The 16627-nt window shown below is 55.5% G+C and carries 16 protein-coding genes; 6 read left to right on the forward strand and 10 right to left on the reverse strand.

All coding sequences use genetic code 11. From position 1 onward, the window contains the following. Positions 1-9 precede the first annotated feature (9 nt). Positions 10-1065 (forward strand): glycolate oxidase subunit GlcE, encoded by a 1056-nt coding sequence (gene glcE, locus IXC47_RS07175; protein ID WP_195875144.1) that lies wholly within the window; start codon positions 10-12, stop codon positions 1063-1065. Between the two features lie 44 nt (positions 1066-1109). After that, positions 1110-2342 (forward strand): glycolate oxidase subunit GlcF, encoded by a 1233-nt coding sequence (gene glcF / locus IXC47_RS07180; protein WP_195875145.1) that lies wholly within the window; start codon positions 1110-1112, stop codon positions 2340-2342. Between the two features lie 71 nt (positions 2343-2413). Here glcF and IXC47_RS07185 read toward each other — a convergent pair whose 3' ends face one another. The 3 genes from IXC47_RS07185 to IXC47_RS07195 all read right to left on the reverse strand — a co-directional run bounded on the left by IXC47_RS07185 (position 2414) and on the right by IXC47_RS07195 (position 5194). Continuing rightward, complete coding sequence (locus IXC47_RS07185) at positions 2414-2899, reverse strand: glutathione peroxidase (RefSeq protein ID WP_195875146.1); 486 nt, start codon at positions 2897-2899, stop codon at positions 2414-2416. Next, positions 2896-4032, reverse strand: coding sequence for a PilT/PilU family type 4a pilus ATPase (locus IXC47_RS07190; RefSeq protein ID WP_124575636.1), 1137 nt, complete (start codon positions 4030-4032; stop codon positions 2896-2898). The genes IXC47_RS07185 and IXC47_RS07190 overlap by 4 nt, the downstream gene beginning before the upstream one ends. Positions 4033-4150: 118 nt before the next feature. Then, positions 4151-5194 carry a type IV pilus twitching motility protein PilT gene (locus tag IXC47_RS07195; RefSeq protein WP_124575635.1) on the reverse strand — a complete coding sequence of 348 codons (1044 nt, stop codon included), beginning with the start codon at positions 5192-5194 and terminating at the stop codon, positions 4151-4153. 95 nt (positions 5195-5289) lie between these two features. Here IXC47_RS07195 and IXC47_RS07200 point away from each other — a divergent pair, with 95 nt between their 5' ends. Together IXC47_RS07200 and proC are read left to right on the forward strand one after the other, a co-directional pair. Continuing rightward, the gene (locus IXC47_RS07200; protein WP_175626954.1) at positions 5290-5994 is read left to right on the forward strand and encodes a YggS family pyridoxal phosphate-dependent enzyme; all 705 of its coding nucleotides are present in this window, start codon (positions 5290-5292) and stop codon (positions 5992-5994) included. Next, positions 5984-6808, forward strand: coding sequence for a pyrroline-5-carboxylate reductase (gene proC / locus IXC47_RS07205; protein WP_195875147.1), 825 nt, complete (start codon positions 5984-5986; stop codon positions 6806-6808). The genes IXC47_RS07200 and proC overlap by 11 nt, the downstream gene beginning before the upstream one ends. Before the next feature lie 101 nt (positions 6809-6909). On the opposite strand, the gene IXC47_RS07210 is transcribed toward proC, so the two are convergent. From IXC47_RS07210 to recG, 7 genes are all read right to left on the reverse strand, one after another. Then, positions 6910-7332, reverse strand: coding sequence for an RcnB family protein (locus IXC47_RS07210; RefSeq protein ID WP_175626956.1), 423 nt, complete (start codon positions 7330-7332; stop codon positions 6910-6912). A gap of 148 nt (positions 7333-7480) precedes the next feature. After that, a complete protein-coding gene (locus tag IXC47_RS07215) occupies positions 7481-7981 on the reverse strand; it encodes a GNAT family N-acetyltransferase (protein WP_175626957.1) in 501 nt (166 codons plus the stop codon). A gap of 6 nt (positions 7982-7987) precedes the next feature. Continuing rightward, the gene (locus tag IXC47_RS07220; protein ID WP_175626958.1) at positions 7988-8626 is read right to left on the reverse strand and encodes a DJ-1/PfpI family protein; all 639 of its coding nucleotides are present in this window, start codon (positions 8624-8626) and stop codon (positions 7988-7990) included. 37 nt (positions 8627-8663) lie between these two features. Then, on the reverse strand, positions 8664-10100 hold the full coding sequence (locus IXC47_RS07225; protein ID WP_195875148.1) for a DHA2 family efflux MFS transporter permease subunit: 1437 nt from the start codon (positions 10098-10100) through the stop codon (positions 8664-8666). Positions 10101-10114: 14 nt separating this feature from the next. Continuing rightward, positions 10115-10969, reverse strand: a complete 855-nt coding sequence (ubiA, locus tag IXC47_RS07230; protein WP_195875149.1) for a 4-hydroxybenzoate octaprenyltransferase — start codon at positions 10967-10969, stop codon at positions 10115-10117. A gap of 50 nt (positions 10970-11019) precedes the next feature. Further along, the gene (locus IXC47_RS07235) at positions 11020-11967 is read right to left on the reverse strand and encodes a LysR substrate-binding domain-containing protein (protein ID WP_195875150.1); all 948 of its coding nucleotides are present in this window, start codon (positions 11965-11967) and stop codon (positions 11020-11022) included. Positions 11968-12024: 57 nt separating this feature from the next. Further along, positions 12025-14145 carry an ATP-dependent DNA helicase RecG gene (recG, locus tag IXC47_RS07240; protein WP_195875151.1) on the reverse strand — a complete coding sequence of 707 codons (2121 nt, stop codon included), beginning with the start codon at positions 14143-14145 and terminating at the stop codon, positions 12025-12027. A 232-nt stretch (positions 14146-14377) separates the two neighbouring features. Between recG and queA the strand changes: the two genes are divergently transcribed. Together queA and tgt are read left to right on the forward strand one after the other, a co-directional pair. Further along, positions 14378-15403 (forward strand): tRNA preQ1(34) S-adenosylmethionine ribosyltransferase-isomerase QueA, encoded by a 1026-nt coding sequence (queA, locus tag IXC47_RS07245; RefSeq protein ID WP_195875152.1) that lies wholly within the window; start codon positions 14378-14380, stop codon positions 15401-15403. Next, positions 15397-16524, forward strand: a complete 1128-nt coding sequence (gene tgt, locus IXC47_RS07250; RefSeq protein WP_175626964.1) for a tRNA guanosine(34) transglycosylase Tgt — start codon at positions 15397-15399, stop codon at positions 16522-16524. The genes queA and tgt overlap by 7 nt, the downstream gene beginning before the upstream one ends. Positions 16525-16627: the final 103 nt, after the last annotated feature.

Here is a 16627-nt window from a genome sequence, read left to right on the forward strand (position 1 = left end):
AAGGCCAGTATGGAACAGGTAATCGAACAATTTAAAGAGCGCATCCTTGCGGCTGCTGCCAACAAGCAGCCTTTGCGCATACGCGGCGGCGGTACCAAGGATTGGTACGGCCAGACTCCGGTCGGTGAGTTGCTGGATACACGCGCATACAGCGGTGTAGTTGCCTACGACCCGACCGAGCTGGTGATCACGGTACGGGCCGGGACGCCATTGGCGGAAGTGGAAGCCATCCTGGCAGAACAAAACCAGATGCTGGCTTTCGAGCCGCCGCATTTCGGTCCGGGTGCAACTGTCGGCGGTATGGTCGCCAGCGGCTTGTCCGGTCCTGGTCGTGCCGCAGTCGGTGCGACCCGCGACTTCGTACTCGGCGTGGTGCTGATGGATGGCAAGGGCGAGTCCCTGCACTTCGGCGGCCAGGTCATGAAGAACGTGGCGGGCTACGATGTCTCGCGCATGCTGGCAGGTTCGCTGGGCACGCTGGGTTTGTTGCTGGAAGTCTCGCTCAAGGTATTGCCCAAGCCGTACGCACAAACCAGTTTGCGTCTCGAGATGGATGAGAAGGATGCGATACGCCGTCTGAATGAATGGGGCGGTCAGCCTCTGCCTATCTCCGCCAGTGCATGGTGTGACGGTGCGCTGATGTTGCGCTTGTCCGGTGCCAAAGCAGCGCTGGCGGCAGCTCAGCAAACCATAGGTGGCGAAGAAATAAATGCTGATGATTTCTGGATTGCGATGCGTGAGCAAAGCAATGAATTCTTCACGCAATCCGATGTGTTGTGGCGTTTGTCAGTGCCTTCCACCACTGCACCTATCGCGCTGCAAGGCCAGCAACTGATCGAGTGGGGCGGCGCACAGCGCTGGCTGCGTACCAACGAAAGCGCAGACACCATACGCACAGCTGCTGCGGCGGCTGGTGGCCACGCGACCTTATTCCGTGGCGGTGACAAGGAAGTCGGTGTGTTCCATCCGCTGGCACCAGCGCTGGGTCGCATTCATCAAAACATGAAAAACAATTTTGACCCTGACGGTATTTTCAATCCGGGTCGTATGTACGCGCAGTACTAAGCTGCCGCAAGCGCGGTGCTACTTTCAGAAGAGTGTAGGAATCAATGCAAACCAACTTAGCCGATTTCATCAAAGATACCCGCGAAGGCCACGAGGCTGACGCGATTCTGCGCAGCTGCGTGCATTGTGGCTTTTGTACCGCCACATGCCCGACCTATCAGTTGCTGGGCGATGAGCTGGACGGCCCGCGTGGTCGTATCTATCTGATCAAGCAAGTATTGGAAGGCAAGACACCTACCGCGAAAACCCAGTTGCATCTGGATCGCTGCCTGACTTGCCGCAATTGCGAAACGACTTGCCCGTCCGGCGTGAAGTATGGTCGGCTGGTTGATATCGGCCGCAAGGTGGTCGAGGATCGCGTACCGTATTCGTTCTCGCAAAAACTGAAACGTACCGCGCTGAAAGAAATACTGCCGCGCAAATGGTTGTTTACACCTGCCATGAAAACCGGTCAGCTGTTCCGCCCATTGCTGCCGCAGGCGATCAAGAACAAAGTACCACGCGCAGAAAATGCAGGGACCTGGCCAGCACGTGCACATGAGCGCAAGATGCTGCTGCTTGATGGTTGTGTGCAGCCCGCGATGTCGCCCAATATTAATGCCGCGACGGCACGTGTGCTGGATGCACTCGGTGTGCAATTGGTCGTGGCACCGAAAGCCGGTTGCTGCGGCGCTATCCGGCATCACCTGAATGACCATGACGGTGCGCTGGATGATATGCGTCGCAATATCGACGCATGGTGGCCGCTGGTATTGGCTGGTGCTGAAGCGATCGTCATGACCGCTTCCGGTTGTGGCGCGACGGTCAAGGATTACGGACATTTGCTGGCGGCAGATCCTGCTTACGCAGAGAAAGCGACAGTGATTTCCAACATGACCAAAGACTTGAGTGAAATCATGCCTGCGTTTGAAGCTGAGCTGGAAAGCAAGCTGAACGGCAAGATTTCCAAACGCGTGGCCTATCATCCGCCTTGCACGCTGCAGCACGGTCAGCAGATACGCGGCAAGGTTGAAGGTGTGTTGCGTGCGGTGGGCGTCGATGTGCAATTGTGCGGTGACAGCCATCTGTGCTGTGGTTCGGCTGGTACTTATTCGGTGATGCAGCCTGAGTTGTCCTATCAGCTGCGCGATAACAAACTGGCCAAGCTGGCTGAGACCAAGGCAGAGATGATCGTATCGGCCAATATCGGCTGCCTGACCCATCTGCAATCGGGTACTGATACTCCGGTCAAGCACTGGATAGAATTGATAGACAGCGCATTGAGCGCAGCGCACTAAGCAAACTGCCTGCAATAAAAAACGCTGGCTTACCTGAGGGTATCGCCAGCGTTTTTATTTGTGCGGTGTGTTTATTCGGCGAGCAGCTTCTTGATGTCGTCTGTTAACTCTTCCGGCTTGGTTTGCGGTGCATAGCGCTTGAAGACAGTGCCATCCTTGCGGATCAGGAATTTGGTGAAATTCCATTTGATGCCTTCGCTGCCGAGCAGGCCGGGCGCTGCGTGCTTCAGGTATTTGTACAAAGGATCGGCGTTGTCGCCATTCACGTCTATCTTGGCAAACAGCGAGAAGCTGACGCCATAATTCTTTTCACAGAATGCGCCTATCTCGGCTGCATCGCCAGGTTCCTGGCTGCCGAACTGATTGCACGGGAATCCGAGTACTTCTACGCCCTGATCGCGGAACTGCTGGTACACCGCTTCCAGTCCCTGGTATTGCGGCGTGAAGCCGCATTTGCTGGCGGTATTCACAATCAGCAGTACTTTGCCGCGATACTGTGCGAGATCGACCGGCGAACCGCCCAGGCTATTCGGCGTAAAATCATAAACGGTGCTCATACTATCCCCAGGTGTTCAGTGCCTTTGCTCAAATCGCGGTGTTTGGCTTCCTTGCCATTGAGCTTGATCGACAGGCGCAAATCATTGACCGAATCAGCATTGCGCAATGCGTCTTCGTAAGAAATCTTGCCGCCTTCATACAAATCGAACAAAGCCTGGTCGAAGGTTTGCATACCGAGCTCGCGCGACTTCTTCATGATCTCTTTGATTTCATGCACATCGCCTTTGAAGATCAGGTCGGACACCAGCGGCGAGTTCAGCATGATCTCGACAGCGACGCAACGGCCCTTGGTTTCTTTCAAAGGAATCAGGCGTTGCGAAATCATCGCTTTCAGGTTTAGCGACAAATCCATCAGCAATTGCTGGCGACGTTCTTCCGGGAAGAAGTTAACGATGCGATCCAGTGCCTGGTTGGAGCTATTGGCGTGCATGGTGGCCAGGCACAGGTGACCAGTCTCGGCAAAGGCAATTGCATAGTCCATGGTTTCACGGTCGCGTATCTCGCCGATGAAGATGACGTCCGGCGCCTGGCGCAAAGTATTCTTCAGTGCCACGCCCCAGCCTTCAGTATCGACGCCGATCTCACGTTGGGTGATGACGCAGTTTTTATGCGGATGGACGTACTCGACCGGATCTTCGATGGTGATGATGTGGCCGTAGCTGTGTTCGTTGCGGTGACCTATCATCGCTGCCAGCGTGGTCGACTTGCCAGAGCCGGTAGCGCCGACCATGATGACCAGGCCGCGCTTGGTCATGACGATATCTTTCAGCGTCTCAGGCACGCCCAGGTCTTCCATGCGTGGGATAGCGGTGGTGATGGTACGTACCACCATGCCGACCTTGCCTTGCTGTACGAAAGCAGAAACACGGAAGCGACCGATGCCGCCCGGGCTGATCGCGAAATTGCATTCCTTGCTGGCTTCAAATTCCGCCGCCTGCTTGTCGCTCATGATGGCGCGCGCCAGTTCGATGGTGTGCGCAGCTGTCAGCGGCTGGTTGGACACTTGTGTCATCTTGCCGTCGATCTTGAATGCAGGTGGAAAGTCGGCAGTGATGAAAAGATCGGAGCCGTTCTTGCTGAGCATCAGGCGCAGCAAGTCGTACATGAATTTGGTGGCTTGATCGCGTTCCATAGTGACTCTCTCTTGGTCTGTTTTTTACACCAGCGTAACTTGTACTGCATTTCCACCTCGCAGCTTGCAAGCTGCTCCGATTCAGGCGGCGCAAAGCATGCTTTGCGCAAGCCCGCCTTCATCCTGGGAAGTTGTCCGGCGTCTTGGCAGCAGCACGTGCAGCAGCATTGGAAATCACATTGCGTTTTACCAGCTCGGTCAGATTGCTGTCCAGCGTTTGCATGCCGACATTTGCACCGGTCTGGATCGCCGAATACATTTGCGCGATCTTTGCTTCGCGGATCAGGTTACGAATCGCCGGAGTGCCGAGCATGATTTCATGCGCAGCGACGCGACCACTGCCATCCTTGGTTTTGAGCAGGGTTTGCGAAATCACGGCTTGTAGTGATTCGGATAACATCGCGCGCACCATTTCCTTTTCATCGCCCGGGAAGACGTCGATGATACGGTCGATAGTCTTGGCGGCGGATGAGGTGTGCAGGGTGCCGAATACCAGGTGACCGGTTTCCGCCGCAGACAGTGCCAGGCGTATGGTTTCCAGGTCACGCAATTCGCCGACCAGCACCACATCCGGATCTTCACGCAGCGCCGAGCGCAAGGCGTTTTCAAAGGAGTGGGTGTGTGGGCCGACTTCGCGCTGGTTGATCAGGCACTTCTTCGAGTCGTGTACAAACTCGATAGGATCTTCGATAGTCAGGATGTGTGCGTATTCGTTTTCATTGACGTGATTCACCATCGCCGCCAGTGTGGTCGATTTGCCGGAGCCGGTCGGGCCGGTCACCAGCACCAGGCCGCGTGGTTTCAATGCGAGATCGGCAAAGATCTTGGGCGCATTCAAATCTTCCAGGCTGAGGATTTTCGATGGAATGGTACGCAGTACTGCGGCGGCACCCCGGTCCTGGTTGAAGGCATTGACACGGAAGCGGGCGAGGCCGGGGATGGCGAAGGAAAAATCGATTTCCAGTCGTTCTTCATATACTTTGCGCTGGCCGTCATTCATGATGTCATAAATCATGCCGTGCACATCCTTGTGCTCCAGTGGCGGCAAATTGATGCGGCGGACATCGCCATGTACACGGATCATCGGCGGCAGCCCGGCTGATAAATGCAGATCGGATGCTTTATTCTTGACGGAGAACGCGAGTAGTTCTGAAATGTCCATTTATAATCCCTGAGCCTGCTGCAAAAAGGCGTAACGCCCTGTTTGCGTACCGATGTTATGGTGACGCTTTATTGATGCTTTAAAGAACTTTGATTATGTCTGTAATAGGCCAAAACTTGCAAGCTGTGCGTCAGCGGATCACCGACGCCGCGAACAGTGCGCAACGCGATGTGCACGGCGTGGAATTACTGGCGGTATCCAAGACGTTTGGTGCCGATGCCGTGATCGCCGCGGCCGAGGCCGGACAGGGTGCTTTTGGCGAAAACTACCTGCAGGAAGCGCTGGAAAAGATCGCTGAAGTAAAGGCAACACGCCCGGATTTGCAGCTGGAATGGCACTTCATAGGCCCCATCCAGAGCAACAAGACCCGTCCCATCGCCGAGCACTTCGACTGGGTACACTCGGTAGATCGCCTGAAAATCGCGCAACGTTTGTCAGAACAACGTCCGGACGGACTGCCGCCGCTGAATGTTTGTTTGCAGGTGAATATCAGTGGCGAAGCCAGTAAAAGCGGTGTTTTGCCGGAAGAAACGCTGGCGGTAGCGCAGGCGATTGCCGCTTTGCCGCGCCTGCAGCTGCGCGGCCTGATGGCGATACCCGAGGCGACCGGTGATGCAGAACAACAACGCGCACCGTTCAGGCAAATGCATGCTTTGCTTGATCAATTGCGCGAGCAGGGATTAAAACTGGATACTTTATCCATGGGGATGTCTGGCGACATGGCGGCAGCCATCGCCGAAGGCGCAACTATAGTGCGGATAGGTTCCGCAATTTTTGGTACAAGGGAATATGCAAAATAATTTGAAAATCAGTTTCATCGGTGGCGGCAATATGGCTGCTGCCCTGATCGGTGGTCTCGCAGGCAAATTGACTGCGGCGGCCAATATTCACGTAGTTGATATCAACGCCGATTCGCTGGCGAAATTACAGCAGCAGTTCCGTGTCCGCACTTCGTCCGATATCGATGCCACGCTGGCTGGCAGTGATGTCATCGTGCTCGCAGTCAAGCCGCAGCAGATGAAGGGCGTGGTCGCACAACTGGTGCCGCACATTAACGGGCAGTTGGTGTTGTCGATTGCAGCGGGCATACGCGCGGTAGATTTGTCGCGCTGGCTGAAGGGGCACAATGCCATCGTCCGTACCATGCCGAATACCCCGGCATTGATAGGCAAGGGCATCACCGGCATGGTGGCGACCGACGGTGTCAGCACCGAGCAGCGCGCCGCAGCGGATGCCATCATGCGGGCAGTCGGTGAGACCGTATGGCTGGATGATGAAAAACTGATCGATCCGGTGACAGCTGTATCCGGTAGCGGGCCAGCCTATGTGTTTTACTTCATCGAAGCGATGCAACAGGCGGCACAGGAGATGGGATTGACGGCAGAGCAGGGCAACGCGCTCGCGATTTCTACTTTTGTTGGCGCGGCGCACCTGGCAGCACAATCCAGTGATCCGGTTGGTGTATTGCGTGAACGAGTTACTTCCAAAGGTGGTACCACCTATGCTGCATTGACCAGCATGGAAGCCAGCGGCGTCAAACAATCCATCATCACTGCGATGAAAGCAGCTGCCGCACGCGGTCAGGCACTGGGCGAAGAATTCGGTCAGGACTAGGATTTAGCCGCAGTTGATAATTGCTGCGTAGATGTTAAAAAGGCCGGATGTCCAACAGACATCCGGCCTTTTGTTTTTATGCTGCCTTCAGGCTGGTTTGATTAATTGCCGAGGATGATTTGTGCGATCACACCGGTTGCAATGGCGATCAGGACATAGTCGCCTCCGGTTTGCACCCAGTTATAGCCACGTGGCGGCGGCGTCAAATGATGTCCGCGCCAGTCGTTGACAACATATTGGTGGCCACGGTATTCGCGTGGGATGTAACCACCTTTGTAGAAGTTATGGTTAGGCCCGGCGCCACGCCCCGCATGTCGGTTGTCATGCCTGTCATCATGTTTGTTGGCGTGCTTGTTCCCATGCTTGTCACCGTGCTTGTTACCGTGTTTGTCGCCGTACTTATTGCTGTGCGGGTTGCCTTGCGGGCCGCGATCACCACCGCGGTCATAGCCTTGCGCAAATGCTGCGCTGCTGGCCAACAGAGCTACCGTCATAATCGACGAAATAATTATTTTGCTCTTCATCTCTGCTCCTTGTCATGGCGAAAATGCCTCCGCATTGCATACATGTGTAAACATGTTGATACGGAGTTTTCATTAAACAGGAAAAGGACTACTGTGTGCATGCCTTTTTGGTAAGGCCTGTTACCAAATGTTTCTGCATGTCACCCTGCTATGCTGGCGCGGAAAATGCCGGGTGGTAACGCACGATTCCATGCGCAGAATTCGTCTGTAAAGGCAGGGCGAGGAAGTACTCGGCTGGTAGCTCAGGATAAGCCAGGGTATCGCTGTGTCGGAAGCCGAAGCGCTGGTAATAGGCAGCGTCGCCAGCCACCACGCAACCTTGCGCCTGATCTGCGCGTAGCAAGTCCAGCCCGGTTTCGATCAGGCGGGTGCCTATCCCTAGTTTCTGCTTGCCGGGCAATACGGATATTGGTCCCAGGCCATACCATCCGGTGCTACCGTCCGAGATGGTAACCGGAGAAAATGCAATATGGCCGACTACCTGTCCGTCCACTTCGGCAAGCAGCGATAGCGCAAGTGCGTCTGTTGCACGCAGGGCGGCAATGATGAGGTGTTCGGTCTGATCGCTATGCGGATGATCCTGGAACGCGGCGCGCGTTACCGCAGTTATCGCATCTGTATCGTCAGCGCGTTCCGGGCGTATGTGCATCTGCGCTTACTCCTTTGCAGCCAGCGGCACGCGCCTGACTGTGGATTCAGGATATGGGTATTCCATATGACGTGCGGTAGCGCGTGCGACATCTTCACCCCAATATTTTTTTACCACCATGAATGCCATATCGATACCGGCGGATATGCCGGCAGAGGTCAGCACATAGCCTTGCTCAACTACCTGCGATACCGAGTCCACCGTGACATTCGGGAAGAGCTCCTGCATCCAGTCCAGTGAGCGCCAGTGCGTAGTCGCACGCAAGCCGTCCAGCAAGCCGGCATTGCCCAGCACCAGTGCGCCGGTACAAACTGAAGTCAGGGTTTCCACTTGCGCCGCCTGTGCGTTGACGAAGTGTAGCAAGGCCGGATTGTGCATTTCCTTGCGTGTGCCCCAGCCGCCAGGAACCAGCAATATGTCCAGCGGCGGGCAGGTTGCATAAGTGGTGTCCGGCAAGACGCGCATGCCGCCGGTAGTCACAATGGGCTGATCTTGTTCAGCCACCAGTATGACTTCGAATGGCGACGGCTCTTCACGTCGCTTTTCGCTATTGATACGCGTGACGGAAAAGACTTCATACGGACCACAAAAATCCAGTACTTCGACGTCATCAAAAATGACTATGCCTACACGTTTGCGATTCATCATCGACTCCCTCGGTTGTCGGATAGGAACAGACTGCTTAGTTTGCTGCATGAGCTTTGCTGACGCTCTCGCCATCGTTCGGTCGCAAGGTCCAGAACGACAAGGAGGAAAGTATGGTTAATCCGCCTAGAGTAAGGAAGGCATGGTGCAAGGCATTGCCGACTGCGGCGCGATCAGATTGTGGCAAGTCACCCAGATACCACGCTGCGATAATGGAGCCAAACGCGAGACCGAAGCTCATCGACATTTGCTGCATGGAGCTGGCGATAGTGCTGGCCATGCTGGAGTCTTCCGGATTGATATCCGAATAAGCCATCGAATTCATGCTGGAAAACTGCAGCGAATTAAAGAAACCCTGCGCCAGTCCGAGCAGGAGGATCACTGCAATGGGTGTACCAGGCGTGATGATGGAGAACAGCGAGATCGTGATGCCTATCATCACCGTATTCACGATCAGGACTTTGCGATAACCGAAGTGACCGAGTACGCGTACCGAGATCAGTTTCATCAGCATCGCTGCGGCAGCAGTCGGCATCATCAGCAAGCCGGATTGCCAGGCGGGCAGACCCAGCCCGAGCTGGTACAGCAACGGTAGCAGGAAGGGCAGGCCGCCGACGCCTAGGCGTGTGATAAAACCGCCGACCACCGAAACGCGGAAGGTACGGGTTTTAAACAGCGCCAGTTGCAACAGCGGATGCAGGGTGCGCCGTGCATGCAAGACATAGGCACACAACAATGCGATAGCGATCACAAACAAGATAGTGGTCGAGGTCGCATCCAGATAATGTTCACCAAATATTTCCAGTATCCACGACATGAGTGCCACGCCGGAACCGAACAGGATGAGTCCGATGACGTCCAGCGGTCGCGGCGAGTCCGAGCGATAGTCCGGCATATGCTTGTGGATCATCCATTGCGCTGCCAATCCGATTGGTACATTGACGAAGAAGATGGCTTGCCACGGCAGCCAGTGCACGATGAGTCCGCCTACTGTCGGGCCGAGCAGCGGTCCGATCAGGGCTGGGATGATGACGAAGTTCATCGCCGACAATAGTTCTGATTTCGGGAAGGTACGTATCACGGTCAGGCGGCCGACCGGCATCATCATTGCCGCGCTGAAGCCTTGCAGTATGCGTGCCGCCACCAGCATCGGTACGTTCACGGACAGGCCGCACAGGATGGAAGAAAAAGTGAATAAGCCAACCGCAACACTGAAGACGCGACGCGTGCCGAAGCGATCTGCCATCCAGCCACTGATAGGTATGGAAACTGCCAGCGCCAAAATGTAGGAGCTGACGACTGCCTTCAGGCTGAGGGGCGTGACGTTGAGGCTGGCCGCCATCGCAGGCACGGCGGTGTTGATAATTGTGGAGTCGAGTTGCTCCATGAAGAGTGCAATCGCCACCACCCAGGGCAAATACCGTTTGACCGTGGCTGCGTCTGTCGTATTTGCGTTGGGTGGGAGGGCGGACATGGATAGTTACCTGATCAGCGCAACAGATAATCCAGCGCGACACCGCCGAAGATGGCTGCACCCAGCCAGTTGTTATGACGGAAGGCAGCGAAGCAACCGGCGCGTCCGCGATCCCGTATCAAGGTGTAGTGATAAATCGCACAAACCACTGCGACCAGCAAACCGGCGACGAACCAGATGCGCAAACCGAATTGCCAGCCTATGACGCCTATGATGCCCAGGTTCACTGCGTAGCAAAGCATGATGATGGCGACATCATAAGAGCCGAATGTGATGGCCGAGGTTTTCATGCCCAGCTTCAGGTCGTCTTCCCGATCAACCATCGCGTATTCCGTATCGTAGGCAACGGCCCAGAATATATTCGCTACCAATAGCCACCATGCTGCAGCCGGTACCGTGTTCTGGATCGCAGCAAAACTCATGGGGATGCCGAAGCCGAACGCAATGCCGAGGTAAGCCTGCGGAATCGCGAAGAAGCGTTTGAAGTATGGATAGGTCGCGGCGATGATGACGGCGGCGATGGAGAGTTGCTTGGTCAATGTATTCAGCGGCCAGATCAGCGCAAATGAAACCAGAGCCAGTACCAGTGCGACCAACACTGCTTCATAAGGTTTGATCTTGCCGCTGGTGACAGGGCGTTCCACTGTACGTTCTACATATTTGTCGAAATCACGATCCGCGTAATCGTTGATGGCGCAACCGGCAGAACGCATCAGGATGGTACCCAGTGTGAAGATGGCGACTATCGCCCAGTCCGGCTTGCCGTTGGAGGCCAGCCACAAGGCCCACAGCGTAGGCCAGAGCAGCAGCAAAATGCCTATCGGTTTATCAAGGCGGATCAGGCGGAAATACAGTTGAAGACGATTCATCTAGAGGTAAGAACTTAATACAAAAGGAAAAACGACCTGATGCACCAGCATCAGGCTTCAGTCAGCGGTTCATCGGGCAGCATGGTGACGCCGTGCAGATCGCAGGACAGCAATGCTTGTCGTACTGCTTCTATCGCAGCGCCGCGGGTAAAGCTCTTGCGCCAGACGAGGACGACACGACGCGAAGGACCCGGTTGCTTAAATGGGATGTAACGCAACATGCCATCCTTGGCTTGCATGTCGGGGATGGATGCTTGCGGCAAGACCGTGATGCCGATGCCGGAAGCCACCATGTGGCGTATGGTTTCCAGTGATGAACCTTCAAAGGTACGGGCGATGCCATCGCCGGAAGTCGAGAAGCGCGACATTTCCGGACACACTTCCAGTACCTGATCGCGGAAGCAATGACCATTGCCGAGCAGGAGCATGGTTTCTGATTTCAGGTCATCGGTACTGACGCTGTCACGCTGCGCCCATTTGTGATGTTTGGGGACGGCGACGACAAACGGCTCGTCATACACCGGTTGCACCAGCAAGCCCTGATCAGGGAAAGGCAGCGCGACGATGGCGGCATCCAGTTCGCCCTGACGCAGCAACTCCAGCAGTTTGACGGTGAAATTTTCTTGCAGCACCAGCGGCATTTGCGGCACGCGCTCGATGATGGTTTTTACCAGCGGTGGTAACAGGTACGGTGCGATGGTGTAAATAATGCCGAGGCGGAAAGGACCGACCAGCGGATCTTTATTCTGCTTCGCGATTTCCTTGATGGCGGCGGTTTGTTCCAGCACGCGTTCGGCTTGCGCCACGATTTGTGCGCCCAGCGGCGTCATCGAGATTTCGCTGCCACCACGTTCGAACAAGGTAACGCCCAGCTCATCTTCGAGCTTCTTGATGGCGACGGAAAGGGTAGGTTGCGCTACGAAGCATGCTTCTGCCGCATGGCCGAAATGTTTTTCACGGGCGACGGCAACTATGTATTTGAGTTCGGTAAGCGTCATGGTGGGGTCTGGGCCTTCGGGTCTGTACCTGAGTATAGAGCGATTGAGTAGCCTATTCTATACCTTCAGGTAGTCCTCACGTGCACCGAGCCAGCGCGCCAGATGTGCATCGACGGTAGACTGGTCATCCCGCAACAGGGTTTGCGCCAGATCGCGCGCACGATCCACCAGCCATTGATCGGTTTCGAGGTCGGCAAAACGCAGCATCGCCTGGCCTGATTGACGCGCGCCGAGGAATTCGCCCGGGCCACGTATTTCCAGATCCTTGCGCGCAATTTCAAAGCCGTCAGTTGATTCGCGCATGATGCCCAAGCGTTGTTTGGCCACCATGCCGAGCGGCCCCTGATATAGCAGCAGGCACACGCTGGCAGCCGAACCACGGCCGACCCGACCACGCAACTGATGTAATTGCGACAGGCCAAAGCGTTCAGCATGTTCGATCACCATCAATGAAGCATTTGGTACATCGACGCCGACTTCAATTACGGTGGTAGCAACCAGCAAGTGGATTTCGCCGCGGGTGAAGGCGTCCATTACTTCCTGCTTTTCGGCAGGCTTCATGCGGCCGTGCACCAGGCCGACCTGCAAATCAGGCAGCGCTGCAACCAGTGTCTGGTGCGTATCGGTCGCGGTTTGCAATTGCAGCGCTTCCGATTCTTCGATCAGCGGGCAGACCCAGTAAACCTGGCGTCCTTCCAGTGCGGCGGCGTGTACACGCTCTATCACTTCATCACGGCGATTCTGGTCGATCACGCGTGTCACGATAGGCGTACGTCCGGGCGGCAGCTCATCAATCACCGAGACTTCAAGGTCGGCGTAGTAAGTCATGGCCAGTGTGCGCGGAATAGGCGTGGCCGACATCATCAATTGATGCGGTATGGTTTGTTGTGTGGCGTGCGCATTGGTGTCCACGCCTTTGTTGCGCAGTACCAGGCGCTGGCTGACACCGAAGCGATGCTGTTCATCGACGATGACCAGGCCAAGTTTGGCGAACTGCACGTCTTCCTGTATCAGCGCATGCGTGCCTATGATGAGCTGGGCAGTACCGGCCTCTATGCGCTCCTTGGCTTCCAGTTTTTCTTTCTTCTTCAGGCTGCCGGTCAGCCATGCGACATTCACACCCAGCGGTTCCATCCAGCCCGCAATTTTTCGGAAGTGCTGGTCGGCTAGGATTTCAGTCGGAGCCATCAGCACGGCCTGGAAACCACTGTCGATTGCTTGTGCTGCCGCCAGTGCTGCGACCACGGTCTTGCCGCTGCCGACATCACCTTGCAACAGGCGCTGCATGGGGAAGGATTGCTTGAGGTCGGCGCGGATTTCTTCCAGCACGCGTTGTTGCGCGGCGGTCAGTTTAAATGGCAGTTGCTTGAGGAAAGCCTTGGACAGTTTTCCTATGGTTGGCAGTACCGCCGCACCTTTGGCGCGGCGCGCCATTTGTGCCCGTTTCATCGATAGCTGCTGTGCCAGCAATTCATCGAATTTCATCCTGACCCAGGCCGCATGTGAGCGATCCGCCAATGCGCTTTCATCGATATCCGGCGGCGGGTTGTGCAACAGGCGTACTGCTGGTTCGAACGGCATCAGGTCCAGTTCGGTGCGCAGCTTGTCGCTCAATGTATCGCGCCACTCTATGCGCGTCATGGCGTCGACTATGGTTTTACGCAGTATGGTTTGCGACAGGCCTTCACCGGCCGGATAGACCGGCGTCAGCGCAGCGGGTAGTGGCGCACCTTCGACCACCATCTTGTAGCTGGGGTGCACCATCTCCGCACCGAAGAAACCATGTCGCACTTCACCACGGGCGCGCACCCGGTTGCCTTCGGCTATTTGCTTGACCTGGCTGCCGTAGAAGTTCAGGAAGCGCATGACCAACTGACCGGTGTCATCAGAGATGGTTACCACCAGTTGCCGGCGTGGCCGAAACGCGACTTCGCAGGAAGTAACTACGCCTTCTACCTGCACCGGGCGGCCAAAGATGAAGCCAGCCTGGGCGATGCTTTTGATTTCGGTTTCATCTTCATAGCGCATCGGCAGATGCAGGACTTTATCCATGTCCGAGCGCAGGCCGAGCTTGATCAGCTTGTCGTCGATTTTCTCTGCGCGTGTCGGAGCCGCCGACTTGGTCGTTTTGCTAGTCTTTTTGGCAACAGTGGCGGGCTTTTTCTTCAGTACAGGCATATCGGGCCGAAAATGGGCGGCAGGGCGTAAAATAGCAGGTTTTGCGATGACTTCATGTGTCTTGCGTGTGGCAACACATGTAAGGCCGAGACTGCAAGCATTGCAACCATAGCAGTTCTGCCGCGCGATTGCTGCAAACAAATTTGTCTGCGTCACACCTCGGACAGTAAAACCGAAGCCGTCATGCGATATGCATGACATTTTTAACGACGTTTTCAAACATCAAAGTTGTATGTATTCACTTTCCGATTTCGATTTCGATTTGCCGCAAGAGTTAATTGCGCAAACACCATTGGCGCAGCGCAGTGCTTCGCGCCTGCTGCAGGTTCTGCCTGCGCAAATGACGGACCGTAATTTTGCCGACATCGTCGACTTGCTGTCACCTGGCGATTTGCTGGTATTCAATGACACCCGTGTGCTGAAGGCGCGCTTCTTTGGCGTCAAGGAAACCGGCGGCAAGGTTGAAGTGCTGGTTGAGCGCGTGATAGACCAGCGCAATGTGCATGCGCAGATACGCGCGTCCAAGTCACCTGTGGTCGGTATGCGCATACGTCTCGCTGATGCATTCGATGTGATCGTCGGCGAGCGCGCCGGTGAGTTTTACGAATTGCAATTCCCGGATGATGTATTCGAGCTGATCGAGGCGCATGGCCGTCTGCCTTTGCCGCCGTATATCGAACATGCGGCCGACGCCTACGATGAAACGCGCTACCAGACCGTGTATGCGAAGACGCCGGGTGCAGTAGCGGCGCCGACTGCGGGTCTGCATTTCGACCAGGATTTGCTGGATACGCTGACTGCGAAAGGCGTGAAGCTGGCTTACATCACTCTGCACGTCGGTGCCGGTACTTTCCAGCCGGTGCGTAGTGAAAACCTGGCCGAGCACAATATGCATAGCGAGTGGTACACCATCTCGCAGCAAACAGTCGATCTGGTACAAGCCACGCAAGCCGCTGGCGGCAATGTGGTGGCGGTCGGCACGACCAGCATGCGCGCACTGGAATCGGCTTCGCAAAGCGGGGTGCTGCAGGCAGGTAGTGCCGATACGCGTTTATTCATTACGCCGGGCTATACCTTTAAAACGGTCACGCGCCTGATTACCAATTTCCATTTGCCGAAGTCCACCTTGCTGATGCTGGTGTCGGCCTTTGCCGGTTACGACACTATTCGTGCTGCATACCAACACGCCATTTCCCAACGTTATCGTTTCTTCAGCTATGGCGATGCGATGTTTTTGACCAGAATGCCACCATGCTAAATTTCAAATTACTTAAAACCGACGGTAAAGCACGTCGCGGCCAACTGACACTGAACCACGGTGTCATCGAAACGCCTATTTTCATGCCGGTCGGTACTTATGGCTCGGTGAAAGCGATGTCGCCGCTGGAGCTGAACGAGATCAATGCGCAAATCATCCTCGGCAACACCTTCCATCTGTGGCTGCGTCCGGGCAATGACATCATCGCCAAATTCGGTGGGCTGCATGAATTCATGGGCTGGGATAAGCCCATCCTGACGGATTCCGGCGGTTTTCAGGTGTTCTCACTGGGCGAGATGCGCAAGATCACCGAAGAAGGCGTGCATTTTTCATCGCCTATCAACGGCGATAAATTATTCCTGTCGCCGGAAGTGTCCATGCAAATCCAGCGCGTGCTGAATTCCGACATCGTGATGCAGTTCGATGAATGTACACCCTATGAGATCGACGGTCGTCCGGCTACGGCTGAAGAAGCAGCGAAGTCGATGCGCATGTCGCTGCGCTGGGCGAAACGCTCGATGGACGAGTTCAATCGCGAAGAAAACCCGAATGCCCTGTTCGGCATCGTACAGGGCGGGATGTTTGAAATGCTGCGCGATGAGTCGCTGGCCGGGCTGGAAGAGCTGAATTTCCACGGCGTGGCAATCGGCGGCCTGTCGGTCGGTGAGCCCAAGGAAGACATGATGCGGGTGCTGGAGCACGTCGGCCCGCGCCTGCCAGCGAACAAGCCGCATTACCTGATGGGCGTCGGCACACCGGAAGACCTGGTGGCGGGCGTGGCGAATGGTGTGGATATGTTTGATTGCGTGATGCCTACGCGCAATGCCCGTAATGGCTGGTTGTTTACCCGCTTTGGCGATATCAAGATCAAGAACGCGCGTTACAAGGATGACAAGAAACCGCTGGATGAAAGCTGTTCCTGCTATGCCTGCCGCAATTTTTCACGCGCTTACTTGCATCATTTGCATCGTACCGGCGAAATTCTGGGGGCCAGACTGAATACGATACATAACTTGCACTACTATCTGGACCTGATGCGAGAGATGCGGGAAGCGATAGACGAAGGGCGATTCCAGCTCTTTGTGAGCCAATTCCATGCAGATCGCGCACGCGGAAGCTGAACTTTCCATAATGAAAATCAGTCAGCACCGGAAAAGCGATTTTCCAGTGCTAAAATAACCGACCCATATTTATAAACCCTTACTACACTCTGGAGCATACACG

Origin of the sequence: Herminiimonas contaminans, from assembly GCF_015645465.1 — a bacterium.
Lineage (GTDB): Bacteria > Pseudomonadota > Gammaproteobacteria > Burkholderiales > Burkholderiaceae_D > Oxalicibacterium > Oxalicibacterium contaminans.